The following is a 25,466-nucleotide window of genomic DNA, read 5'->3' on the forward strand; positions in this document are numbered from 1 at the left end:
GGATGCCAAACCACCCCGATCTTCTTTCAGTAGCGTTGTGTCCGGGACCCGAGAAAGTCGGCTCATCAAGCGGGAACTGGTCGTGCATGGTATCCGGCTTCAGGCGGGAGAGCAGGGCGTCGAGGCGTCAGATAGGACTGCCTTCGTCCAGATTTGACGATAACTCGAACGATATCGAGAGCGTTTATGTTCAAGACACTCCAGTCTCTATTCGGGCGATTTCAGAACCCGTTGAACGATATTTGCGATGCACCAAGCGGCCTTTCCGAAACCGACAGGGCGGCCCTCGTCGAGGACCTGGGTCATGCCAACTCGCTCGAGCCCGGGCTGGGCGATGATCTCGCGCGATATGTCGTCATCGGCGCTCCGGAAACGGCGCTTCTGCGCCTGACGGATCATGTGAAGGCCAACGCCAAAGCCGTCTCCGAGACGCTGCTGGTCAAGAACACACCAGCCATTCATTGGCAGGACACCGATGCCGCGAAACAAACGGCCCAGGAAGTCTGGAATCGGCGAGCCCCCTCTCGAGCCCATCTTCTCGTCCGCCTGGAAGGTTGGGATGCGCCTGCCGTGCAGCGCTTTGCGAGCGTGCTTGCTGTGATAGCACCTGTCTGCCGTTACCACTCCCATGGGGAGGACATCGAGAGCCTGCCAGGCTGGTTGAATGTCTACCTGCAGGAAGCCCGGCGTTTCATCCTCTCTAGACCGGTCCACGACATCCTGGGGTCGAGGCAGCGAGAGGTCTTTGCCCCTGCGGCCGAGGACTTTGCTGCGTCGACTCATTCCGTCGCGCGACTCCTGGCGCTCTTCGCGCTCGCCGACCTGCCGGAAGAGCTACTTTATCGGCTCATCTATCCGCATGGCGCGCGGCGAACCGAATGGCAATTCCTGACGGGGCTGGATGATTTCATGCGCGCCAAGCCGGAGCATTTCGCCGCGGCGATCGATTGCCTCGACGCCGATTCGCGCCAGGACATCCTCCGCTTGGCGCTCGAACGCGATCTCATGAGCGACGAGCGTGCCGGACCGGCCTATCAGGCGATTGCCTTGCGTGCCGCCGGCGACACCTCGGCCGGTGTGCGCAATGCCGCCATCGCTCTGTTCCGGGTAAGCGGTATCAAGCCGGCCCCCGATCTCATCGAAGCCACACTACGGAAGACGTCGGCGGGGGAGCGCAAGCCGGCGATCCTGGTTCTTGCCGCGCTGGGTGACCCGGCGTCGCTGCGCATGCTCGCCGAACATGCGCTACACGAGACGTCGCCGGCATTGAAGAGGGACATCGACGCGGCCTTGCTCGTTCGGGAGACACTCGACGCTACCGCGCCCGGCGCCTCCCGTGAAGGGCGCGCCGAGGACGGGCCGGATGGCTATCATACCCATGACGGACGCCTGATCGCTCCGCCGCCGCCACAGCCGCGGGATGCTACGCGGGTTGCCGACGATGTGCGTGACGAACTGACGGCCTTGATCGAGGCGGTGCGGGACCAGGCGAAAGCCGACCATGCGCAACGGGCCGAACTCAAAAAACGGCAGTCCAAGCCGTTCGACGAGCCTTTCGAGACTGATGCCGTCGATCTGATGATCGCCCTCCTCCGCGATGAGCTTCGCGAGAAAAGTGATCGGCAAAAGGCGGGGCATTATTTCTTCGCGCCCTTGAGATTCGAATACGGAAAGGCTCGCGAGCTTTACCGGTCCCGAATGAAACGTATTCTGGCCCGACAGGATATCTCGCTAGAAGCCTTGACACGCATCGGCCTTGCGGCACGCGAGAGCCGACGTTTCTTTTCCGAATTCCTCGACTTGGCCTTTAACGACAGATACCACTCGGGCACTGTCGCCGATGCGCTTCTCGAGCGTTTGCGCAAGGGCGATGATCTACGTCGGGTGATCGCCGAGATCGAGCGCGCGGATATCGATTTTCGCGAGTACCTGGCAAACGCCATCGACAACGCCCACATCTCCGGCCGGGAGACGCCGGAACCGGTGAACGAGACCGTCTGGGCGGCGCTGCTTCCCGATCTCGACCTCCTCGACCAGCAGTTCCTGCGCAGGCACAACCAGAGCGACGACGAGCGCGCCCTGGGGCTTATGAGGCTCTTTCCCGAGTTGCCGGGGCGTTTCCTCGAACCGGTTCTCTCGCGGGCCGGCGATTCTGACCCCGGTATCAAGACGAGTAGCCGGGCATTGCTTGCGTCAATCGGCGGTCTGACGCCGATCATCGCCCAGGGGCTGACGGACGGGAAGGCGAAGAGTCGCGCCGACGCTGCGCAATGGCTTGCCGAACGCGGCTACGAGGACGCGCTCCCGCCGCTCCTGGCAGCGGCGGAGAAGGAAAAGGACGTCGCCGCCAAGGCCGCGATACTGAAGGCACTGGTCCGGCTTGGCCACGATGTCTCGACCTTCTTCTCGCGCGAGGCGCTGCAGGAAGAAGCCGAGAAGGGGCTGGCCAAGGCCCGGGTCGACTATTCCGAACTCTTCGATCCCGACGATCTGCCGGTCCTCCACTGGGCGGGCGGCGAGAGGGTCGATGCGACCCTGGTCAAGTGGTGGTTTGCCCGGGCCCACAAGCTCAAGGCACCGGGCGGCGACCCGTTGCTCAGGATGGCGCTGGAGCGGCTTGAGCGAACCGACGCCCAACGGCTGGGCCAGACGGTCTTCAACGCCTGGATCGCATTTGACACCGTGCATCCGTCGAGCGAGGCGGCGGACGCCGAGGCCTCGGAGCAGGCGGCCGAGTACGCCGCCTGGCGGCAACGGTCAGATCCGACCTATACGGAGGCCATGGCCCATGCCGAGATCCGGCGGGAGGTCCTGGCGCGCATGCCCAACTCGGCGCATCCTCATCGCGGCCTCCTGGCGCTCTGCTGTCTCATGCCGGCGGCGGAGATGGCGCGGATCGGCCGCCGCTATCTCAAGAACCATGGCAAGCGCGCACCGCAGTGTCGGGCCATTCTCGAGGCCATGGCGGCCAATCCCGACCCGGTCGTCGTTCAGGCGCTCCTCGACGTCGCCAAACGCCACAAGCAACCGGGCGGGCGCAGGCTAGTGGGCGAGCTCGTCGACCGGATCGCCGAGGAGCAGGACTGGACGCGCGAGGAGATGGCCGATCGCGTCGTGCCGACGGCCGGGGTCGACGAATCCGGCGTTCTCGATCTGACGATCGGTGACAAGGCCTATGCCGCACGTCTCGTCGAGGATGACAAGCTGACACTGAAGCTCCAGATTCTCAACCCGCAGGGCAGGCCGGTCGGCTCACTCCCCGCCATCAAGCCGGATCCCGACGCGCCGGCTCCCGTGGGCGGCGGCGAGGACGAAGCGACCCAGGCCAAATCCGCCAAGAAGCTGCTCTCGGACGCCCGCAAGGAACTTAAGCAGACGGTGGAGAACCAGAAGGCACGCCTGTTCGAGTCCATGTGTACCGAGCGGCGCTGGACGAAGGCGGATTTCGAGGCCTTCATCCTAGAGCATCCGATCATGAGCCGTCTCGCACAGCGGCTGGTCTTCGAGGGTCGCGACGCGCAGGGCGACATCCTCTGCCTCTTCCGCCCGATGGACGATGGCACGCTGACCGATGCCGAGGACGAGCCGGTCGATCTCGATACGCTCAGCCATGTCTCCATCGCGCACCGCATGACCGCAGGCGACGCGATGGCGGCCGCCTGGGATGCGCATCTCGACGACTACGAGGTCACCCCGCTCTTCGAGCAGTTCACGCGCCAGGTCGAGATCGACGACCCGAATGCGACCGAGATTCGGGATCGCGAAGGCTGGCTGATTTCACTCTCTGCCATGCGCTCGAACGCGGACAAGCTTGGCTGGCGGCGGGGCCCGGTGGAGGATGGTGGTGTCTTCTCCACCTATGAGCGGCATTTTCCGGGCGTTGCCCTCGCCGCCGTCATCACGTTCAAGGGTGATCTGGTCGGTGACGCCGTGACCTTGTCGAGCCTCACGGCACTCGAGAGTCTGTGTTTCGTGCGGATGCGTGGCAACGATGCGCTCGCCTATGCCAGGCCCCTCGCGCTGAGTGGCGTACCGGCGGTCATGCTCGCGGAGGCCCTTGGCGACTATCATGCCTTGGCAGCGGCGGGTATCGGCCATGATCCCGACTGGCAGAACAAGACCTGGTGCTGACGATGCGTGACGAATCTTGCAAGACCTATCTCCGCCGTCCCGCTGAAAGTCGCTACGAGGACGAGCTGCAGCGTCTTGCCGAGACCGACGAGGGGCCGCGGCCGCCGGGCTGGCGGTTGTCGCCAAAAGCGGTGCGTCGCTTCGTCCTTGGGGATGAAAAACAGGGGCTATCCCGCAAGTTCTATGGCGACGACGCGTTGGTGGAGCGGGCGATCGTCTCCTTGATGGGCGAGCAGGGCCTGATGCTGGTCGGCGAGCCGGGAACGGCGAAGTCCATGCTCGGCGAACTCTTTTCCGCCGCGATCTCGGGCGCCTCCGATCTGCTGATTCAGGGATCGGCCTCGACCTCGGAGGATGCGATCCGTTACGGCTGGAACTACGCGATGCTGATTGCCGAGGGGCCGAGCCGCCGGGCACTCGTCCCGTCGCCGGTCATGCAGGCGATGGAGGCCGGTCAGATCGTGCGGATGGAGGAGATCACACGCTGCCCGCCGGAAATCCAGGACAGCCTCATCTCCATTCTTTCCGAGAAGACGATCACCATCCCGGAACTCGGCCGCGCAACGGCGGTCCGCGCCGCTCCCGGCTTCAACGTCATCGGCACGGCCAATCTTCGCGATCGCGGAGTCAACGAGATGTCGAGCGCGATCAAGCGCCGCTTCAATTTCGAGACCGTGTCGCCGATTGCCGACCGAACCTTCGAGCGTGAATTGATCGAAGCGCGCGTCGCCTCGCGGCTGGCCGGCCAGACCATCGAACCCACGCTGCCCGCCGACGTTCTCGATGTTCTGGTGTCCGCCTTCTCGGATCTGCGATCGGGCAGGACCGCCGAGGGCGTCGCGCTGGACAAGCCGACGGCCGTCATGTCCACGGCCGAGGCCGTCAATGTCGCTCATTCGGCGAGTCTGGAGGCGGCCTACCTGGCCGACGGGGTGGTCACCGGCGCCCATATGGCACGGCAGATGGCCGGTGTCGTATTGAAGGATGACGAGGCCGATATTCGCAAGTTCCAGGCCTATGTGGATCACGTCGCCAAGGATCGGGCCCGGTCCAGCAAGGCATGGCGCGACTTTTACGATGTCGCCCGCAGCGTCGGACGACAGGGCGAAGGCCGGTGAGCCCGGCGCGGCAGAAGACGGGCGAGGCCGGGCCGGAGAGCGGCGCCGCGCTGCGCGAGCGCTTGCGAGTCTATGGCGAACGGCTGGTCGGCGGTACCGACGGGGTATTCCACTTTCCCATTCGCCATCACAGCCCCGCCTGTGCATTGCATCTCAAGCGTGCACTGGCCGAGCTGAGGCCGGCGGCGATCGTCCTCGAGATGCCCGCCGACTTCGAGCCGCTGGTACCGCTACTCGCCCACCAAGAGACCGAGCCACCGATTGCGATCGTTTCGGTCATCGATCGTGACTCCCGGGACCGGTTTGCTCCAGCGGTCCTCGGCTATTGGCCGATCTCGGACAGCGCCCCGGAATGGGTGGCCCTGAAGGCGGCGGGCGCGATCGGCGCCTCGCTGCATTTCGCGGATCTGCCGAGCGGCGTGCGACTCTCCCTGCATGACGAGGGCGAGCAGGAGGCGTCGGCGGCGCGCCTGACGCCGCAGGTACTCACCGACGAGGACGCGATCACCTATTCGAACTATGCACAGGCGCTCATCCGTCGGGTCGGTGCGCGGGATTTCAACGAGGTCTGGGATCGGCTCTTCGAGTCACGGGTGGACGACAGTGATTGGCGTCAGTTCTTCGCCGATGTCGGGCGCGACTGCCTCCTCTGCCGCGAGACGACGAGCGAGCGCCAGATGACCGAGGATGGCATGCTTGCCCGTGAGGCCATGATGCGTGACGTACTGGCAGAGGCCAAGGCGGCCGCCGGCGGGCGCCCCGTCGCCGCGATCTTCGGCGGCATCCACACGCCCGCCTTGCTCGATCCGCCAAGCGACCCGCAAAGGCGGCCTGAGAACGGTCAGGTGGCCCCGTCCCACGCCGCCGACCGCGCCTATCTGGTGCGCTACACCGAAGCCGATCTCGACCTGCTGAACGGCTATGCCAGCGGCATGCCGAGCCCGCGTCACTATGCTCGGCTCCTGGCGATGGCCGAGACGGGAGATCACGCCGCCTCGCGCCTGGCGACCGAGACCTTCCTCGACCTGGCGGAGGCCTTGCGCCGGCGGGAGGGTAGCCTGCCGCCGGCCCTGCCCACGCTTACGGAGGCGGTGCGTCATGCCGACGCCTTGGCCCGGCTCCGTGAGTTGCCGGGGCCGGGGCGTTCGGAGATCCTCGATGCGGCCCGCTCCTGTCTCCTGAAGGACGAAGATCTGTTCTACGGTTCGGACATCCTCGAGACGTTGCACGAATTGATGACCGGCGCCGGAGTTGGGAAAGTGCCGAAGGAAGCCGGCACCCCGCCGCTTCTCGATGCCGCGCGCCGCCGGGCCGAGGCGCTGCGTTTCTCGATCGACGAGCCGTCGGTGAAGACGCGTCAACTCGATATTCATCGCAAGGCGCGGCATCGGGCGGCGAGCCGCTTCGCTCATGCGATGGCGCTGCTTGAGACGGACTTTGCCACGCTGAAGCGTGGGCCGAACCTGGCTACTGCCAAAGGGATGAAGCCCGTCCTTTTCGAGGTCTGGACCTATGCCTGGCTCCCCTCGGTAGAGGCGCGGCTGACAGCCCTGGCTGCGACCGGAGACACGCTGGAAGCGGCTTGTGTCTTCGTTCTGCGCGAAGCGATCGTCGCGCTGGAGAACGCCGGGCGCAGCGATGATTCCGAGGCCGCCGTCGCCCTGCTCGGCGACGCGGCCAAGGCCGGCGTGCTTGCTCATGCCCACGACATCTTCCCGCATCTTGACCAGGCGCTGGCGGCCGACGCGGATTTCTCCCGGCTGGTCCGGGCGCTGGCGCGTCTCGAGGGCCTCTGGCGCGGTCGCCGTGTGCTCGGGTTGTCGCGGACGGCGGCGCTCGCGCCGCTTGTCGAAACCGCTTATCGGCGCACGCTCGATCTCATTCCCACCTTGATTGACGCGCCCGCGGCGGCGATGCCCGCTGACGCACGCGCGCTCGCCGATCTCTATCATCTGACCCAGCGGCTCACGACGATGGGGGGAGCCGACGAGACGGTTCCAGTCCAGGGGCAAGAGGGGGCTGCGCCGGCTTCTGCCCCGCGCGTCGATCGGGCCGTCTTCGAGGACCGGCTGCGCGGTCTGATAGCCGCGATGCCGCAAGGCGCCCTGGCGGGCGTCCTGGCAACCATCGGCTTTCTCTCCGGTTGGCGGTCCGAGGGTGATGTCGCCCAGGTGGTGCGTAGTGGCCTGGAAGCGGCCAGCCTGTCTCCGCAGGAACGTTGCGGCCCGCTCGACGGTGCACTTGCCGTTTCCGCCGTACTGCTGCGAAGGTCCGAGGAGGTGCTGGGCGTGGTCGATGCCTTTCTCGCGCGTATCGACGAGGACAGCTTCATCTCCCTTCTCCCGGCCTTGCGCAAGACCTTGAGTGTCCTCGACCCGGACGAGGTGGACGCGCTCGCCGCACGGATCGGCTCGTTGCAGTCGCTCCCCGCGCCGCTCGATCTCGACATGCCCCATGTTGGCGAGAGCGAGGTACGCGACAATCTCGCGCGTTCGCATGCCCTCACCGGCCTCATCGAGGCCCGTGGTCTCGGCCACTGGCTACGTGACGAGCGGGAAGAGGAGGCGCAGCGATGAGCGAGACACCGGAAGCCGCGCAGGAAAGTGTACGTCGCTGGCGCCTCGCCCTCGGCCGCTTCGCGGAAAGTCAATTGAGTGCCAGCATGGGAGGCGGCCCCTGCCTGACGGGGCTCGACGCGCGCAGGGATCATGCCCTCGACCATGTCTATGGCCGCGCTTATCGCCGGCGTGGTCTGACGCTCGACCTCGAAGCGGGGCGTCGGCGTGGCCAGAAGCGCTCCGCCGGCCTCGATCCGACGCAGATGACCCTTCCCGACTGGCTCGGCGAGATGCGCGAGCTTTTTCCGAAATCCGTCCGCGAGGACGTCCAGGGGCACGCTCTCACCGATTTCGGCATGACCGATATCCTCTCCGACCCCACCGCCCTCGAGGAGATCGAGCCACGTCCCGACCTTCTGGCGGCAATGCTCTCCTTGAGGCACCGTGCCGATCCGGCGGTGGCGTCACTGCTGAGAGCGGTCGCCCAGCGCGTGGTCGAGGAGTTGCTCGAGCGCTTGAAGACGCAAACGCTTCCGGCGCTGACCGGCGCGCGAATGCGGGTAGCAACGACGGAGCGCAAGGGCTCGGCGCGCGATATCGCCTGGGATCGGACGATCCGGGCCAATCTCAGGAATTACGACCCCGAGCGGGGCAAGCTGATCGTCGACAAGGTGCGATTTTACGAGCGTCGGCGTCGGGGCATTCCCTGGGAGGTGGTCCTGTGTGTCGACCAGTCAGGGTCGATGGCACCCTCGCTGATCCATGCGGCCGTCATGGGGGCGATCTTTGCCCGTCTGCCCGGTCTCAGCGTGCGCTTCGTCGCCTTCGATACGTCGGTCGTCGATCTGTCTGACCATGTCGGCGATCCGGTCGAGCTACTCCTGTCCGTTCAACTGGGTGGCGGCACGAATATTGGCAAAGCGATCGCCTATTGCGAGAACCGGCTGATCAGGAATCCAGCACGCACCCTCTTCATTCTGGTCAGTGACTTCCACGAAGGCGCCTCGCCGGGCCCGCTCATCGCCGCGATTCGTCGGATGGCCAGCGCGCGGATACGCCTTCTCGGCGTTGCCGCACTCGATGAGACCGGGCGTGCCGATTTCGATCGGGCAATGGCCGGGCGGCTCGCCGATGCCGGCATGCCCGTCTCGGCACTGACCCCCGACCGGCTGGCCGAATGGGTGGCCGAGCAGATCCGATGACGCCGACTTCACCTTCCCTGCCGTCCCTGCGCGAACGGCTCCTGCTTTTCGACGACGCGGCTCTCGAGGCGGTCGGTTCGCGAGGACTCTTGCGCCGGGCCGAACGAGACGTCGGGAGAGGGAAAGCGGTGATCGACGAGGAAAACGGCGAAGAAATAGTACTGATCGTCGATGGCGAGCGCGTCCGCTTCGACGCTGCTCGCATCGCGGCCCAGGGGCTGGGCGGCACCGATTGCACGTGCAGTGCGACAGGTATCTGCCGGCACATCCTCGCGGGCATTCTTCGCCTCCGGGCCTCGAAATTGGCACCGTGCGACACGGCCAAGACCGATGAAGCCACGCCGGCACACGACGCGGGACCGGGCAGTGCGGCGGCGGGCGCCGAAGACGCCGGGTCGCCCAATGGCATCACCGCCGACGGCGCCGGGGCTTCGGCCATCGCGACCGAGGTCGGGACGCTCCAACCCTGCCGATTGGCCAGGATCTTCGGGCGTGCCGTACTGCGCGATGCCGAAGCCCTGCTAACCGGTCTCATCGAGACGGGCCGGCCACCCGCCATCCGCTTCGAGGGTCACAAGGCGTTAATCGATCTGCCGGGTGAGCCCACCGTGCATTACCTCGCAGGGGGCGGGCCGCAGGCGATGATCTCGAAGGGGGATCCGGCGGCGCGGCCCACGAAGATTCGGCATGCCGCGGCGCTTCTGGCGCTGCGACGCCAGACAGGCATCGAAGAGGCAACGGATCCGCCATCGGCCCGCAGCGAGATCGCTTCCGGCATTCGGAGCGACTTTCTGGATCCGGTTCTCGAGGCGTTGGAAGATGCCGCCCGTTACGGCCTGGCGACCCCATCCGAAGCATTGACAGACCGGCTCTTCGATCTGGCCCTCTCGTCGCGCGCCAATGCCATGCCGCGGCTTTCCCGTGCGCTGCTTCAGGTCGCCGGCACCATCCGTCGCAAGGCGGCGCGGGAGGCGTCCGATACGCAGCCATCGAGGACACTGGAGGAGACGGCCGAGGCCTATGCGATCGCTGCCGCCCTCAAGGCCCATCCCCACGACGCCCGGTTGCGCGGAGAGGTGCGTGCCACGGCCGAACCGCTGGGCGACCTGATCCTCGTCGGCCACGGGCTATCGGTCTGGCACACGCCAGCCGGCGCGCGTGGTGTGACCGCCTATTTTAGAACGCTGCCTGACGACCGCTCCACGCCGTCGGCTGTCTACCATGCGACGCTCGCCCGCGCCGGCGGCCAGGACCCCGGTTTCGAACCGGCTGAGGCGTCACGGAGCGAGCCGGTCTTCGGGCTTTCTCTGATGGAGCTTGCCACCTCGGTCTTTCGGCTCACCGGGGCACGATGCGGACCGGGAGGTCGGCTTTCCCTCGGCAAGCACGGCCGGGCTGAACGGCTCGACAAGAGCCTTGCGGATATACTCGTCGATCACCGTGATGGCGAGTCGGCGGACGAGAGCGAGGCCGTCACGGCCGCCAGATGCCTTCACGATGTCATGGGGCTTGCCACATGCATCCGCGCGGCGGCTCTCGCCGATGAACGTCGACCGGTTCCCGCCTATCTCGGTGTTCAGGTATTCGGCAGACCCTGGTTCGATCCTCTTGCGCAGGCATTGGCGATCCCCGTCCGTGATCGGCACGGACAATGGATCGAGCTGACTGTGTCGGGATCGGAGGATGCAATGCTGCGCGTTCTCGACCATGTGCAGCGACTGCGCGCGGAAGCGGGGCATTGTGTCATCGCGCTATCTGCGAGTCGCGTCGCGGGCAATGTACGACTGACACCGCTCGGCATCATGGCTCGGTCCCGGCACGCTGGGGCGGATGCGGGCCCTCGCGCTGGGGGCTACCGCCGCCTTCTCGACGGCACCGACCGGACGACGCAGACGGCCGAGCCGCTTGTCCTCGACGAACTCGTGCTTCTCGATGACTTGCCGCGCAAGCCCGGACTCGTCAAGAGTGAGGACCAACGCGGATCCGTTTGCCAACGGTTGCCGGAGGGGCTGACAAGGGAAGAGCGGTACTTGGACTTCTCCCGACGGAGCGGCGAGACGAGCATCACCGATCAGTGGATTGCGGCAGCGCGCGACGAGGCGTTGGCGCTCGCGGAACTCGGCGGACGCATGGCCGATGAGCGTCGTCTCGGCCGTCTTGCCGGGATCGCGACGCGGCTCGAAACGGCCGGGCTAGCCCCGCTTGCCTACGCCATTCACGGCCTCGCAGGGGCTCCCGAGGATCAACGTCCCGCCGCTCTTTTGCGTGTCGTCTACCTGATAGACACGCTGCAAAACCTCACTCCTCGGTTGCCACTGCTGGTGCCTCTCGCCTGACCACCCCATCGGGCGCCCCCGGGACTCGCACGGTCTATGCCGACACGGTGGCATCCCGGCCCTGCACCGGCTGGTCGCTGATCGGCCAGTGCAGGGCCATGGCCACCAGGCTCAGTGCCACGGCGGTCCACCACACGCCGTCATAGCTGCCCGTCGTCTCGTAGAGCCAGCCCCCCAGCCAGACACCGCTGAAACTGCCCAGCTGGTGCCCGAGGAAGACCACGCCATAGAGGGTCGCCATGTAGCGGGTGCCGAACATCGCCGCTACCAGCCCGGTGGTCGGCGGCACGGTGGCCAGCCACAGCAAGCCCATCACGGCACTGAACCCCAGCACCGAGGGTAGACTCAGCGGCAGCAGCAGGAACAGCGTGGTCGCCACCGCGCGAGCGCCGTAGATCGCGATCAGCACCCCGCGCATGGAAAAGCGCCCGGAACAGACTCCCGACAGCAGCGCCCCGGCCACGTTGCACAGGCCGATCAGGCTGATCGACCAGGCGGCGACGGCCGGATCGAAACCGGCATCGGCCAGGAAGGGCGGCAGATGCACGGTGATGAAGCCGATATGAAAGCCGCAGACGAAGAAGCCCAGTGTCAGCAACCAGTAGGAGGCATGGCCGCGCGCCAGGCTCAGGGTCGCGCGAAAATCGTGCGCGCTCTGGGGCGACGTCGGTTTGCCGTGTTCCGCTGGCGTGCCATGGCGAGCCGCCAGCGGCATGGCCAGCACGGCCATGCCCAGCGCCATCAGGGCCATCACGTGCAGGGCGCCGCTCCAGCCGAGGGCATCGATCAGCCGCTGGATGACCGGTACCAGCAGGCACTGGCCCATGGACCCCGCCGCCGTGCCCACACCGAGCACCCACTGCCGCTGTGACGGTGCCACGGCGCCTGCCATGGCCGGCAGCACGATGCCGAAGGCGGTGCCGGCCACGCCCGCGCCGACCAGGAAGCCCGTGCCCCCGTTCAGTACCCAGATCGCCGCCACGTCGGCGGTCATCCAGATGCCCAGGGCATACAGGGCGGCACCCGCGATCAGCACCTTGGCGTGGCCGAAACGGTCGGCCAGCCCGCCGGCCAGCACGGCGACCACCCCCCAGGCGAGATTCTGGATCGCCAGCGCCAGCCCGATGATGTCGCGTCCCCAGCCGGTGAATGCCTGAATCGGCTCAACGAACAGGCCGAAGCTCGAGCGCAGGCCGAACGACAGCATCAGCAGCAGGCAGCCGCTGACGATCAACCAGAGGCTGCCGGTGGGCAGGCGAGTGATGGACATGGCGACGCTCCGGATGATGGCGAACGAAGCGCTATCATCGGCGGTGCGTCACGCGCTTAACAAGCTAGAAATCTTGCGCACATGAGTGAGAATATCTAGGTCATGAGCCAGCCCCCGCTAAAGGCGATCCAGTGTTTCTGCCTGGCCGCCCGGCATCTCAGCTTCAAGCAGGCCGCGATGGAACTCAGCGTGACCGCCGCCGCCGTCAGCCAGCAGGTCAAGCTGCTGGAGCACTGGCTGGGCTTTGCCCTGTTCCGGCGACGCGCCCGCTCGATCGCCCTGACCGAGGCGGGCAACGCCTATTACCATCGGGTGGTGCCCTTGATGGAAGAGTTGGTCGGCGTCAGTCAGACCATCCAACGGGTGGATCGCGCCCGGGTGGTGGGGCTGGCGGTGCCGCCGGGGTTCGCGGCGCTGGTTCTGGGATCGGCGCTGCCCGCGTTCCGTGACCGCTTTCCCGATATCGAGCTGCATCTCCATGCCTCTTCCCTGCTGCACGAGCTGCAGGCGAGCGGCAGCGACCTGGCCCTGCGTTACCTGACCCGCCCCGACGACACCCTGGACTGCACCCGACTGGTGATGCTGGACGTCTTCCCCGTGTGCAGTCCTCGTTACCTCGAGACGTTCCCGGCGTTGGCGGCGGGCCGGCTCGATGGCACCACGCTGCTGCACGACAGTCTCCACGCGGACTGGCAGCGACTGATGCACGCGCACGGGTTACCGGCACGGTCGGTGAGCCACCTGCATTGCGACCTCGCGATGCTGGCCCTGCAGTCCGCCGAGCAGGGGCTGGGGGTGGCGCTGGCGGATAACCTGCTCGGCCGTGACGCCCTGGCGTCGGGGCGCCTCGTCGTGCCGTTCAGCGCCTCCCTGCCGGCGCGACGCCACCTCTACCTCGTGCATCGGCACGCACCGGAACCGACACCCGACGCCGAGCGGGTCAAGCAGTGGCTGATCGACAGATGGCGGGAAGCGCAGGGTGGGGGCGCCAGTCAGGGGCTGCCGGCGGGGGCGAGTTGAAAGTCTTTTTGGCCTGCGGAGTGAAGAGGCGGTTTCGAGCGCCTCCGCGGACCGTCGCCGCGCTCTAGCGAAAGCCAGATAGATCAGGCCGTTACCGGTCCATGCCAGCCACTGGGCGAAGTGGCTCATGTCGAGTCGCCCATGACCGAGAATCGCCAGGCCGATGAGCGGGCAGACCCGGTGGGCCAGGTGAGGGCGTGATCGTAACCTGGCCTCTCTCATGCGACAGCCTGCCTTTTATGGGCAGGCTTTCTTGTTTCATGGCGTTACAATAGAGGGCCGGGTGTTTGGTCCCGTGGAGTAATGGATGTCAGTGGAGGTGGCGTGATTCGTATCATATTGCTGTGTTGCCTGGTTCTTTTCTCTGCCACGGCATGGGCGGAGGAAAGGGGGCGTAGCGAGGTCATTGAAGTTCCCAGAAACGACGTCGAGATGAACAATGCCATACAGAAGGCCAGAGAGAGTCTTGATGTCTTCGTCGAGCGCTTGAAGTCGCCGCAGGATGGCGACTCCAATTTTACGCTCAAGGTGGCGGTGACCGATGAGCAGGGCACCGAGCACTTTTGGGTGTCCGATATCTCGCTGACGGCGTCAGGCTTTGAAGGGGTCATCGCCAATGAGGCAGAGGTCGTGAAGGCTGTCAGCCTCGGTCAGAAGGTGAGTTTTGACGCTGATGTGGTGAGCGACTGGTCCTTCGAGCACAACGGCGTCAAGCAGGGCGCCTTTACACTCCGGGTCCTGCTCGAAAGAATGCCGGAAGAGCAAGCAGAATATTACAAGCAGGTCGTTGGCTGGGATTGATGAATCACTGGTCGAGTCGTACAAGCGGGCCAGCATCCGAGACGATGTGCCGCCGACATTGGCCGTGATATGAAACGCTACGAAAGCCCGATTCCGGCCGAGAAGGGATCTGGCTGATGCCCGCGACGAAAAACGGCCACCGCTCCGAGGAGCTAAGTGGCCGTTTTTACGGGATTCCTTGGTCGGAGTAGCAGGATTCGAACCTACGACCTCTGCCTCCCGAAGGCAGCGCTCTACCAAGCTGAGCTATACTCCGACGCCGTTGGGGCTGTGCCTCAACGGGGCTGCATTATACGCACTGCGGCGTACTTGGCAAGCCCGATTTCATGCCTGGCGATCGACGGCCAGGCGGGCCAGCTCGGCCATGGTGTCGCGGTAGCGGCTGGGCGGCAGGAAATTCAACTGGGCCAGGGCGCGGTCGGCCATCTCCTCGGCGCGCCGCCGGGTGTAGTCCAGCGCGCCGGTCTCGTTGACGATCGCCAGTACCTCGTCGAGCGAGTCGAGCCCGCCCCGGCGAATCGCCTTGCGGATCAGGGCGGCCTGCTCGGGCGTGCCGTCGCGCATGGCCTGGATCAGCGGCAGGGTCGGCTTGCCCTCGGCGAGGTCGTCGCCGACATTCTTGCCCATGGTGCCGGCATCGCCCTGATAATCGAGCAGGTCGTCGATCAACTGGAATGCCAGCCCCAGATGGCGGCCGTAGAGGCGCAGGGCCTCCTGCTGTTCGGGCTCGCCTCCGGCGAGTATCGCGCCGCTGTGCGAGGCGGCCTCGAAGAGCATCGCCGTCTTGCCCATGATGGTCTCGAAGTAGGCGGCCTCGTCGACGTCGGGGTTGCCGACGTTGGTCAGTTGCAGCACTTCGCCCTCGGCGATGGTGCAGGTCGCCGCCGAGAGGATCTCCATCACCGGCATCGAGCCCACCTCGACCATCATCTGGAAGGCGCGGGAATAGAGGAAGTCGCCGACCAGCACCGAGGGGGCGTTGCCCCACTGCTCGTTGGCGGTGGTCCGGCCGCGGCGCAGGCTCGACTCGTCGACCACGTCGTCGTGGAGCAGCGTCGAGGTGTGCATGAATTCGATCAGGGTGGCGAGGGTGATGTGCTTGTCGCCGGCGTAGTCGAGCGCGCGCGCGGCGAGCAGGACCAGCAGCGGGCGCAGGCGCTTGCCGCCGCCCTCGATGATGTGGCGGCCGATGGTCTCGACGAGCGGGACCCGGGAGCTCAACTGGTCGATGACCGTGCGATCGACGGCGGCGAAATCCTCGGCCACCGCGGCATGTAAGGGCGATGCGTTGGGTTGCATGATATGGGCGTCTGTCATGGAGTTGAGGCATCCCGAGGCGCCGCCAGGCTTTAGGCTCTGTACGAACATTGCCTGCGCTCGGCAATACGGTGTCAGGAATCGGCCCGGTCGGCTTTTCGTCCGGTGTCGCCTTGGCGATGCCCATCGGGCGCGATATCGCTCGCCGGGGCGTCGTGAACGGCCCGACGCGCGTCGGCGAAGCGTGTGACAGTCGACTCCGAGGCCGGCCAAGGCGTGTGGCTATGCTATGAGGGGGGGTAGGGGGCGTCAAGGCGGCATGTCACGCGGGGTGACGCATCTCGAGCGCTCTTGTCGCGGGGCGTCTCGGCGGTTATAATCCGCGACCCTACTCATCACGCTCCCTGTCAGATGGCTGCCGGAAGGGGCGCCACTCGCCGCAGGTCGATGAAGAGCCCACCCCGATGAGTGTCTGGAGAGAAGCATGTACGCAGTTATCAAGAGTGGCGGTAAGCAATACCGCGTCCAGGAAGGCCAGACCCTGAAGCTCGAGAAGCTTGAGGTGGCCACCGGCGACAGCCTCGATTTCGACCAGGTGCTGCTGGTCGCCGACGGCGACGACGTCAAGGTCGGCGCGCCGCTGGTCGACGGTGCCAAGGTGAGCGCCGAAGTGGTGTCTCATGGCCGTGGCGAGAAGGTTCGCATCATCAAGTTCCGTCGCCGCAAGCACTCCATGCGTCGTCAGGGCCACCGTCAGTGGTACACCGAAGTCAAGATCACCGGGATCTCCGCGTAAGCGGCAACTCCCCCGAACGAGCGAGGTATTTGCAATGGCTCACAAGAAGGCAGCCGGTAGTACGCGCAACGGCCGCGATTCCGAATCCAAGCGCCTTGGCGTCAAGCTGTTCGGCGGCCAGGCAGCGGCCCCGGGCAACATCATCGTCCGCCAGCGCGGCACGCGGTTCCACGCCGGAACCGGTGTCGGCATCGGCAAGGACCACACCCTGTTCGCCCTGGACGAAGGCGTGGTCAAGTTCGAGACCAAGGGTCCGAAGAACCGCAAGTTCGTGAGCGTCGTCTCCGCCTGAGACCGCCGCGAACCCTGACGAGAAGGCCCCGCCATGGCGGGGCCTTCTTGTATCATGGCGGCATGTGCCGTCGGGAGAGTGACAATGCAATTCGTCGACGAAGCATCGATCGTTGCCGAGGCCGGTAATGGCGGCAAGGGTTGCCTGAGCTTTCGCCGCGAGAAGTTCGTGCCCAAGGGCGGTCCCGACGGCGGTGACGGCGGCCATGGCGGCAGCGTCTACCTGATCGGCGACGATGCGCTCAATACCCTGATCGACTTCAAGTACCAGCGCTTCTACAAGGCCCAGAACGGCCAGCCGGGCCAGGGCCGCCAGATGAGCGGCAAGGCCGGCGATGATCTGCACGTCAAGGTGCCGGTGGGCACCACGGTGATCGACGAGGATACCCTCGAGGTGATCGCCGACGTGACCGAGGCGGGCCAGGTGGTGATGGTCGCCCAGGGTGGGCGCCGGGGCCTTGGCAACATCCACTTCAAGTCGTCGACCAACCGCGCGCCGCGGCGCACCACGCCGGGTACGCCCGGCGAGCGTCGCAACCTGCGCCTGGAAATGAAGGTGATGGCCGATGTCGGCCTGCTGGGCATGCCCAACGCCGGCAAGTCGACGCTGATCCGTGCCGTCTCGGCCGCCAAGCCCAAGGTCGCCAATTACCCGTTCACCACGCTGGTGCCCAATCTCGGCGTGGTCAAGCTGGGCATGCACGAGCACTTTGTGATGGCCGACGTGCCGGGGCTGATCGAAGGTGCCTCGGAAGGCGCCGGGCTGGGCCTGCGCTTTCTCAAGCACCTGACCCGCACGCGGCTGCTGCTGCACGTGGTGGACGTGGCGCCCTTCGACGAGTCGGACCCGGTCGACTCCGCCCGGGCGATCGCCCGCGAGCTCGAGCAGTTCTCGCCGGCGCTGGCCGAGCGCCCGCGCTGGCTGGTGCTCAACAAGCTCGACCTGCTCCCCGAGGAAGAGCGCGAGGCGCGCGCCGAGGCGATCGTCGCCGCGCTCGACTGGCAGGGGCCGGTGTATCGCATCTCGGCGATCGCCAGTCAGGGCACTGATGCGCTGGTCCAGGCGGTGTACCGCTGGCTGACCGAGCAGCGCATTCTCGAGGTCGAGGACGAAGCGGTCGCCGAGCACGAGCGCGAGATGCGCGAGCGGATGGACGCCGAGGCGGTGGCGCGTGCCGAGTCGCGGCTGAGCCGCAAGCGCAAGCCGGCCGGCGACGACGAGCTGGACGATGATGACGACGACGAGGACCATGACGTCGAGGTCGAGTACGTTCCCTGAGCGTATCGGCGACGGGTGAGGTCGAGGGCGATATGCACGACGACGAGCAGGCGCCGGGCCGCGAAGCGCTGACCGGCGCGCGGCGGGTGGTGGTGAAGATCGGCAGTGCGCTGCTGACCAACGACGGGCGCGGCCTCGACGAGGCGGCGATCGGTGGCTGGGTCGACCAGATCGCCGCCCTGCATGCGCGGGGGATCGAGGTGGTGCTGGTGTCCTCCGGCGCCGTGGCCGCGGGCATGGCGCGGCTCGGCTGGAACGTGCGCCCGGCGGCGGTCCACGAGCTGCAGGCCGCCGCGGCAGTGGGGCAGACCAGCCTGGCGCAGTGCTACGAGGGCCATTTCGCCCGCCACGAACTGCGCAGTGCCCAGATCCTGCTCACCCACGACGACCTTTCCAATCGCAAGCGCTATCTCAATGCCCGCTCGGCGTTGCGCACCCTGGTCGATCTGCGCGTGGTGCCGGTGGTCAACGAGAACGACACCGTGGTCACCGACGAGATCCGCTTCGGCGACAACGATACCCTGGGGGCGCTGGTCGCCAACCTGCTCGAGGCCGAGGCGCTGGTGATCCTCACCGATCAGGAAGGGCTCTATGACGCCGACCCGCGCCACGATCCGGCGGCCCGGCTGATTCCCGAGGGGCGCGCCGACGACCCCCGGCTGGCGGCGGTGGCCGGCGGTGGCGGCGTTCTGGGGCGCGGCGGCATGACCACCAAGATTCGTGCCGCGCGGCTGGCGGCGCGCTCCGGGACGGTGACGGCGATCGCCAGCGGGCGCCAGGCGGATGTGCTGACCCGGCTGATCGACGGCGAGCGGCTGGGCACCCTGCTGCGCCCCGAGCACGCCCCGCTGGCGGCGCGCAAGCGCTGGCTGGCCGGTCAGTTGCAGGTGCGCGGCACCCTCACTCTCGATGCCGGCGCGGTCAGCGTGCTGCGCGCGCGGGGGTCGAGCCTGCTGCCGGTCGGGGTCAAGTCGCTCGTCGGTCGTTTCGTGCGCGGCGACATGGTGGTCTGCGTCGACGAGCAGGGCGAGCGGGTGGCCAAGGGCCTGGTCAACTACGGCAGCGACGAGGCGGCACGCATCCTCGGCCAGCCGAGTCATCAGATCGAGGCGATCCTCGGCTACATGGAAGCGCCGGAACTGATCCATCGCGACAACCTGGTGGTGCTGTAGCCGAGCGCAGGCACTGCGCGGGCTGTGGCAAGCCGCGGGGCAGCGTGCTAGAATGCCGCATCCTCTCAGACATGGCCCGTGGTTACTGAACGGCCAAACCGCTTCGGCGAATCCGAAGAGTCGAAGCTGGTCAAAGACTTACTACCGAATTTAGCGATTCTCCAAGGAGATTACGGTGGCGAATACCAAGCAAGCCAAGAAACGCGCACGCCAGGCGGAACAGCGTCGCAAGCACAACGCCAGTCAGCGCAGCATGGTGCGGACCTACGTCAAGCGCGTGCTCAAGGCGGTCCAGGCCGGCGATCACGCCCAGGCCATGGATGCCTTCAAGCAGGCACAGCCGGTCATCGACCGCATCGCCGACAAGGACGCGCTGTCCAAGAAGAAGGCGGCCCGCATCAAGAGTCGCCTCAACAAGCGGATCAAGGCGCTGGCTGCGTAAGCCGGAGCCACTGAGGCAGCGGGCGCCACTTCCATCGGCGCTCGTGATGCACTTGGGAAAAAACCGGCTGCGGCCGGTTTTTTTGTGCGTGCGGATTGGTGCGTGCTGACAGCGTGCCGAGCGAAAGAGGGGAGCGGCTGGTGGCATCCGATCGGGACACATCGCGCGAGGACCATCGCCTGATCAGCGAAGAGGACGTCTCGGTGGACGCTCCCGCCGCGGGCGATGCCGTGCCCAGCGAGGCGGACGCGGGACAGACCGCCGGAGGCGCTGCGGCCGGCGGCGGTCTGCTGCGCTCGGGGATGGTGGTCAGCGCCATGACCATGCTCTCGCGGGTGATGGGGCTGGTGCGCGACGTGACCATCGCGGCGCTGTTCGGTGCCGGCAGTGGCGCGGATGCGTTCTTCGTGGCCTTCAAGATCCCCAACTTCATGCGCCGCCTGTTCGCCGAGGGGGCCTTCAACCAGGCCTTCGTGCCGGTACTCTCCGAGTACGCCACCCGGCGTACCCGCGAGGAGGTCCGCGAACTGCTGGACGCCGTATCGGGGAGCCTGGCGGTGGTGCTGGCGCTGCTCACGGCGCTGGCGATGCTGACGGCGCCATGGCTGGCCTGGCTGTTCGCGCCGGGCTTCGGCCGCGACCCCGAGAAGCTCGCCCTGACCGCCGACATGCTGCGGCTGACGTTCCCCTATCTGCTGCTGATCTCGATGACGGCGTTCTCGGGCAGCGTACTCAATACCTGGAACCGTTTCGCGGTGCCGGCCTTCACCCCGGTGCTGCTCAACCTGGCGTTGATCGGTGCCGCGGTCTGGTTGACGCCCTGGATGACGGTGCCGTCGATGGCGCTGGCCTGGGGCGTGCTGATCGCCGGGGCCGTCCAGTTGGCCTTCCAGGTGCCGTTCCTGGCCCGGCTCGGGCTGTTGCCGACCCCGTGGCCGGCGTTCCGCCATCCGGGGGTGCGGCGCATCCTGTGGCTGATGACGCCGGCGCTGTTCGGCGTCTCGGTGTCGCAGATCAATCTGCTGCTGGACACCGTGCTGGCCTCGTTTCTGGCCTCGGGCAGCGTGTCCTGGCTGTACTATTCGGATCGCCTGGTCGAGCTGCCGCTGGGGGTGTTCGGCATCGCCATCGGCACGGTGATCCTGCCGGCGCTCTCCAAGCGCCATGCCGAGCAGTCGCGGGAGCACTTCGCCCGGATGCTCGACTGGTCGCTGCGCGCCGTGCTGCTGCTGGGCCTGCCCGCGGCGCTGGCGCTGGCGGTGCTCGCCGAGCCGCTGCTGGTCAGCTTGTTCCACTACGGGGCGATGACCGACCACGACATCGTCATGGCATCGATGAGCCTGCGCGCCTACGCCGTGGGGCTGGTGGCCTTCATGCTGATCAAGGTGCTGGCGCCGGGCTACTTCGCCCGCCAGGATACCGCCACGCCGGTCAAGATCGGCATCGTCGCCATGGTCGCCAACATGGGCTTCAATCTGGCGCTGATCCTGCCGCTGGCCCACGCCGGCCTGGCGCTGGCCACCTCGGCGTCGGCCTTCGTCAACGCCGGCCTGCTGGCCCGGGGACTGCGCCGCCGTGGGGTGCTGGTCTTCCAGCCCGGCTGGGGGCGCTACGCCCTGCAGTTGCTGGGCGGCTGCGGCCTGATGGCGACGGGATTGTGGTGGTTCTCGCCGGACTGGCACGTCTGGCTGGAGTGGGGCGTGACCCGGCGCGCGGCGACCCTCGGGGCGCTGGTCATCGGCGGTGCGCTGACCTATTTCGCCTGGCTGGCGGCCACCGGGATGCGCCTGCGCGACTTCCGGCTGCACGGATGAGGGCGGGCGGCGGCTGTCAAGCCCCACCCCCTTCGTTATAATTGCTCCCTTTATCGACGCGTGAGCGACGCCATGGAACTGATTCGCGGATTGCACAACCTGCAAGAACGACACCGGGGGTGCGTGGCGACCATCGGCAACTTCGACGGGGTGCATCGCGGTCACCAGGCGATTCTCGGCCAGTTGCGCCAGCGCGCGCAGGCGCTCGGCCTGCCGGTCACGGTGGTGATCTTCGAGCCCCAGCCGCGGGAATACTTCGCCGGCGATCAGGCGCCGCCGCGTCTCACCCGGCTGCGCGACAAGGCGCGTCTGCTCGCCGAGCACGGCGCCGAGCGCATCGTCTGCCTGCCGTTCAACGAGGCGCTGCGCAGCCTGACCGCCAACGAATTCATCGATCGCGTGCTGGTCGACGGCCTGGGCGTGCGTCATCTGGTGGTCGGCGACGACTTTCGCTTCGGCTGCGACCGCCGCGGCGACTTCGCTTTGCTGCGCGAGGCCGGCGAGCACAAGGGCTTCGCCGTGGAGCACACCCATACCTTCGTGCTCGACGACGAGCGGGTGTCGAGCTCCCGGGTGCGCACGCTGCTGGCCAGCGGCAACTTCTTCCAGGCGGCGCGCATGCTGGGGCGCCCCTACCGGATGGGCGGCCGGGTGGTCGCCGATCAGCGCCTGGGCCGCACCATCGGCACGCCCACCGCCAACGTACCGCTGCTGCCCGGGCCGATGCCGCTGCGCGGGGTCTATGCGGTGGTCACCCGGCTCGCCGACGGGCGCTGCCTGCCGGGGGTGGCGAACATCGGCTGGCGGCCCACGGTGGGCAGCCGACGGCCGGTTCTCGAGGTTCACCTGTTCGACGTCGAGGTGGATCTCTACGGTCAGTGCATCGACGTCCTGCCCTGCGCGCGACTGCGTGGCGAGGTGACCTTCGACGGGCTCGAGGCGCTCAAGCGCCAGATTCGTGCCGACCAGGCCTGCGCGCGCGACTATTTCCGGGCGCATCCCGTCGCCTCGTGCGACGACACCTGCGTCGCCGACCTGGCATCGGCACCGCTGGCACCGGCATCCACGACTTCCGACTTCTCGGCGGACGCTTCCGCCGACCATGACGACGGCTGACACCAAGGCTATGAGCGACTACAAGCACACCCTGAACCTGCCCGAAACCGACTTCCCGATGCGCGGTAACCTGCCCAAGCGGGAGCCGGCACGCATCGAGCGCTGGCAGGAACTCGATCTCTACCACCGCCTGCGCGAGGAGCGCCGGGGCAGGGAACTCTTCGTGCTTCACGACGGCCCTCCCTATGCCAACGGCAGCATTCACCTGGGGCATGCGCTCAACAAGATCCTCAAGGACATCATCGTCAAGGCCAAGGGCCTGGCCGGCTTCGACGCGCCCTACGTGCCGGGCTGGGACTGCCACGGCCTGCCCATCGAGCACAAGATCGAGACGCTCCACGGCAAGCATCTGCCGCCGCAGGAAGCGCGCGCCCTGTGCCGCGAGTACGCCAGCGAGCAGATCGACGGTCAGCGCGAGGACTTCGTGCGCCTGGGCGTGGTCGGCGACTGGGCGCATCCGTACCGCACCATGGACTTCGCCAACGAGGCGGGCGAGGTGCGGGCGCTGGCCGAGATGGTGCGTCACGGCTACGTGTTCAAGGGCCTGAAGCCGGTCAACTGGTGCTTCGACTGCGGCTCGGCACTGGCCGAGGCCGAGGTCGAGTACGCCGACAAGCAGTCCGACGCCATCGATGTGGCCTTCCTCGCCGAGGACCCCGCCGCGCTGGCCGAGGCCTTCGGCCTGGACGGCCTGGACAAGCCGGCGGCGGTGGCGATCTGGACCACCACGCCCTGGACCATCCCCGCCAACCAGGCGCTCAACGTCCATCCCGAGGTGGACTACGCGCTGGTGGATACCGGCGAGCGGCTGCTGGTGCTGGCCGAGGACCTGGTCGAGAGCAGCCTCGAGCGCTTCGGGCTGCGCGGCGAGACGCTGGCCACCACGACCGGCGCGCGCCTGGAGAACCTGCAGTTCCGTCACCCGTTCTACGACCGCCTGTCGCCGGTGTATCTGGGCGACTACGTGGCCACCGACGCGGGGACCGGCATCGTCCACTCGGCGCCGGCCTACGGCGAGGATGACTTCGTCACCTGCCGCGCCTATGGCATGGACTTCGACGAGATCAAGAACCCGGTCCAGAGCGACGGCGTCTATGTCGACGACCTGGCGTTCTTCGGCGGTCAGTTGATCTGGAAGGCCAACCCGCAGATCGTCGCCAAGCTCGAAGAGGTCGGCGCGCTGCTCGCCCACGAGACGATCACCCACAGCTACATGCACTGCTGGCGCCACAAGACGCCGGTGATCTACCGCGCCACCGCGCAGTGGTTCGTGGGCATGGACATCCGCGGCGAGGACGGCAAGACGCTGCGCGAGCGTGCCCTGGAAGGCGTCGAGGCCACTCAGTTCACGCCGGCCTGGGGCAAGGCGCGATTGCACAGCATGATCGCCAACCGGCCCGACTGGTGCATCTCGCGCCAGCGCAACTGGGGCGTACCGATCCCGTTCTTCCTGCACAAGGCCACCGGCGAGCTGCACCCGCGCACGCTGGAGCTGATGGAAGCCGTGGCGCAGCGTATCGAGGCCGAAGGCATCGATGCCTGGTTCCGGCTGGATGCCGCCGAATTGCTCGGCGACGAGGCGGCCGACTACGAGAAGACCACCGATACCCTCGACGTGTGGTTCGATTCCGGCACCACTCACTGGCATGTGCTGCGCGGCTCGCACGACCTCGGCCATGCCCGGGGGCCGCGTGCCGATCTCTACCTCGAGGGGTCCGATCAGCATCGTGGCTGGTTCCACTCCTCGCTGCTCACCGGCTGCGCCATCGACGGCCACGCCCCCTATCGGCAGCTGCTGACCCACGGCTTCACCGTGGACGAGAAGGGGCGCAAGCAGTCCAAGTCGCTGGGCAACGTGGTGTCGCCGCAGACGGTGATGGACAAGCTGGGCGCCGACATCCTGCGCCTGTGGGTGGCCTCCACCGACTACTCCGGCGAGATGGCGGTCTCCGACGAGATCCTCAAGCGCACCGCCGATGTCTACCGGCGTATCCGCAACACGGCGCGCTTCCTGCTTGCCAACCTCAACGGCTTCGATCCCGAGCGTGACGCGGTGGCCTTCGATGACATGCTGGCGCTGGATCAGTGGGTGGTCGATCGTGCCGCGCAACTGCAGGCACGCATCGAGACGGCCTACACCGAGTACCGCTTCCTCGAGGTCTACCAGCAGGTGCACACCTTCTGTTCGCGGGAGCTGGGCGGCTTCTACCTCGACGTGATCAAGGACCGCCAGTACACCACCCAGGCCGACTCGCTGGCGCGCCGCAGCTGCCAGACCGCGCTCTACCATGTGGTCGAGGCGCTGTCGCGCTGGGTGGCGCCGATCCTCAGCTTCACCGGCGAGGAGATCTACGAGCACATCCCCGGCAAGCGTCGCGAGAGCGTGCTGCTGGACACCTTCTACCCCGGCCTGGCGACCCTCGGCGACGACGCCACCTTCGGCCGCGAGTTCTGGGAGCGGGTGCTGCAGGTCAAGCAGGCGGTCAACAAGTGCCTGGAGGACGCGCGCAACGCCAAGCGCATCAAGAGCGGGCTCTCCGCCGAGGTCACCCTCTACGCCGACGACGCCCTGCGCGAGACCCTGGGCCGGTTGGGCGACGAACTGCGCTTCGTGCTGCTGACCAGCGAGGTACACCTGGTCTCGCGGGATAGCGCCGACGACGCGGCCGAGGCCACCGAACTCGAGGGCCTGGCGGTGGCGGTGGCGGTCAGCCCGCATGCCAAGTGCGAGCGCTGCTGGCATCATCGCCCCGACGTCGGCGAGCATGCCGACTATCCGGACCTGTGCGGGCGTTGCATCAGCAACCTGCCGGACGGGCCGGGCGAGACGCGCCATTATGCCTGAGGTCGACGGCCCCGAGGC

At 67.0% G+C, this 25,466-nt stretch carries 17 protein-coding genes and 1 tRNA gene; 15 read left to right on the top strand and 3 right to left on the bottom strand.

Annotated features, from left to right (window positions below; genetic code table 11):
• Nucleotides 1-186: 186 nt before the first annotated feature.
• Genes D0901_RS13850 through D0901_RS13870 form a run of 5 tightly spaced genes read left to right on the top strand, consistent with a single transcriptional unit; the run spans nt 187 to nt 11,345 of the window.
• The gene (locus D0901_RS13850; protein ID WP_129140896.1) at nt 187-4,131 is read left to right on the top strand and encodes a DUF4132 domain-containing protein; all 3,945 of its coding nucleotides are present in this window, start codon (nt 187-189) and stop codon (nt 4,129-4,131) included.
• 2 nt (nt 4,132-4,133) lie between these two features.
• The gene (locus D0901_RS13855) at nt 4,134-5,249 is read left to right on the top strand and encodes an AAA family ATPase (protein ID WP_129140897.1); all 1,116 of its coding nucleotides are present in this window, start codon (nt 4,134-4,136) and stop codon (nt 5,247-5,249) included.
• Nucleotides 5,246-7,825 (top strand): DUF5682 family protein, encoded by a 2,580-nt coding sequence (locus tag D0901_RS13860; RefSeq protein ID WP_129140898.1) that lies wholly within the window; start codon nt 5,246-5,248, stop codon nt 7,823-7,825. Before D0901_RS13855 ends, D0901_RS13860 begins: the two co-directional genes overlap by 4 nt.
• On the top strand, nt 7,822-9,009 hold the full coding sequence (locus D0901_RS13865) for a VWA domain-containing protein (RefSeq protein ID WP_129140899.1): 1,188 nt from the start codon (nt 7,822-7,824) through the stop codon (nt 9,007-9,009). Before D0901_RS13860 ends, D0901_RS13865 begins: the two co-directional genes overlap by 4 nt.
• Entirely contained in the window at nt 9,006-11,345 is a 2,340-nt protein-coding gene (locus D0901_RS13870; protein WP_129140900.1) for a hypothetical protein, read from the top strand. Before D0901_RS13865 ends, D0901_RS13870 begins: the two co-directional genes overlap by 4 nt.
• A gap of 34 nt (nt 11,346-11,379) precedes the next feature.
• Here D0901_RS13870 and D0901_RS13875 read toward each other — a convergent pair whose 3' ends face one another.
• Nucleotides 11,380-12,615, bottom strand: a complete 1,236-nt coding sequence (locus D0901_RS13875; RefSeq protein ID WP_129140901.1) for an MFS transporter — start codon at nt 12,613-12,615, stop codon at nt 11,380-11,382.
• Between the two features lie 102 nt (nt 12,616-12,717).
• Here D0901_RS13875 and D0901_RS13880 point away from each other — a divergent pair, with 102 nt between their 5' ends.
• Both D0901_RS13880 and D0901_RS13885 read left to right on the top strand, forming a co-directional pair.
• Entirely contained in the window at nt 12,718-13,635 is a 918-nt protein-coding gene (locus tag D0901_RS13880) for a LysR substrate-binding domain-containing protein (RefSeq protein WP_129140902.1), read from the top strand.
• A 324-nt stretch (nt 13,636-13,959) separates the two neighbouring features.
• Entirely contained in the window at nt 13,960-14,436 is a 477-nt protein-coding gene (locus D0901_RS13885) for a YegJ family protein (RefSeq protein WP_162500875.1), read from the top strand.
• A 179-nt stretch (nt 14,437-14,615) separates the two neighbouring features.
• Here D0901_RS13885 and D0901_RS13890 read toward each other — a convergent pair.
• Both D0901_RS13890 and ispB read right to left on the bottom strand, forming a co-directional pair.
• A tRNA-Pro gene (locus tag D0901_RS13890) sits at nt 14,616-14,692 on the bottom strand.
• A 68-nt stretch (nt 14,693-14,760) separates the two neighbouring features.
• The gene (gene ispB, locus D0901_RS13895) at nt 14,761-15,753 is read right to left on the bottom strand and encodes an octaprenyl diphosphate synthase (protein WP_203234876.1); all 993 of its coding nucleotides are present in this window, start codon (nt 15,751-15,753) and stop codon (nt 14,761-14,763) included.
• Between the two features lie 424 nt (nt 15,754-16,177).
• On the opposite strand from ispB, the gene rplU reads away from it, so the two are divergent.
• The 8 genes from rplU to ileS all read left to right on the top strand — a co-directional run bounded on the left by rplU (nt 16,178) and on the right by ileS (nt 25,448).
• A complete protein-coding gene (gene rplU, locus D0901_RS13900; protein WP_092849665.1) occupies nt 16,178-16,489 on the top strand; it encodes a 50S ribosomal protein L21 in 312 nt (103 codons plus the stop codon).
• Between the two features lie 34 nt (nt 16,490-16,523).
• The gene (gene rpmA / locus D0901_RS13905; RefSeq protein ID WP_129140904.1) at nt 16,524-16,781 is read left to right on the top strand and encodes a 50S ribosomal protein L27; all 258 of its coding nucleotides are present in this window, start codon (nt 16,524-16,526) and stop codon (nt 16,779-16,781) included.
• 84 nt (nt 16,782-16,865) lie between these two features.
• Nucleotides 16,866-18,059 carry an Obg family GTPase CgtA gene (gene cgtA, locus D0901_RS13910; RefSeq protein WP_129140905.1) on the top strand — a complete coding sequence of 398 codons (1,194 nt, stop codon included), beginning with the start codon at nt 16,866-16,868 and terminating at the stop codon, nt 18,057-18,059.
• Between the two features lie 32 nt (nt 18,060-18,091).
• Nucleotides 18,092-19,231 carry a glutamate 5-kinase gene (gene proB / locus D0901_RS13915; protein ID WP_129140906.1) on the top strand — a complete coding sequence of 380 codons (1,140 nt, stop codon included), beginning with the start codon at nt 18,092-18,094 and terminating at the stop codon, nt 19,229-19,231.
• Between the two features lie 175 nt (nt 19,232-19,406).
• Nucleotides 19,407-19,673: a 30S ribosomal protein S20 gene (gene rpsT / locus D0901_RS13920; RefSeq protein ID WP_129140907.1), complete on the top strand. Its 267-nt coding sequence runs from the start codon at nt 19,407-19,409 to the stop codon at nt 19,671-19,673.
• A 302-nt stretch (nt 19,674-19,975) separates the two neighbouring features.
• A complete protein-coding gene (murJ, locus tag D0901_RS13925) occupies nt 19,976-21,487 on the top strand; it encodes a murein biosynthesis integral membrane protein MurJ (RefSeq protein ID WP_129140933.1) in 1,512 nt (503 codons plus the stop codon).
• 72 nt (nt 21,488-21,559) lie between these two features.
• The gene (ribF, locus tag D0901_RS13930; RefSeq protein ID WP_129140908.1) at nt 21,560-22,603 is read left to right on the top strand and encodes a bifunctional riboflavin kinase/FAD synthetase; all 1,044 of its coding nucleotides are present in this window, start codon (nt 21,560-21,562) and stop codon (nt 22,601-22,603) included.
• Between the two features lie 10 nt (nt 22,604-22,613).
• Nucleotides 22,614-25,448 carry an isoleucine--tRNA ligase gene (gene ileS, locus D0901_RS13935; RefSeq protein ID WP_203234877.1) on the top strand — a complete coding sequence of 945 codons (2,835 nt, stop codon included), beginning with the start codon at nt 22,614-22,616 and terminating at the stop codon, nt 25,446-25,448.
• The last annotated feature ends 18 nt before the right edge of the window (nt 25,449-25,466 follow it).

It is taken from the genome of Modicisalibacter coralii (genome assembly GCF_004117855.1).
Classification (GTDB): Bacteria; Pseudomonadota; Gammaproteobacteria; order Pseudomonadales; family Halomonadaceae; genus Modicisalibacter; species Modicisalibacter coralii.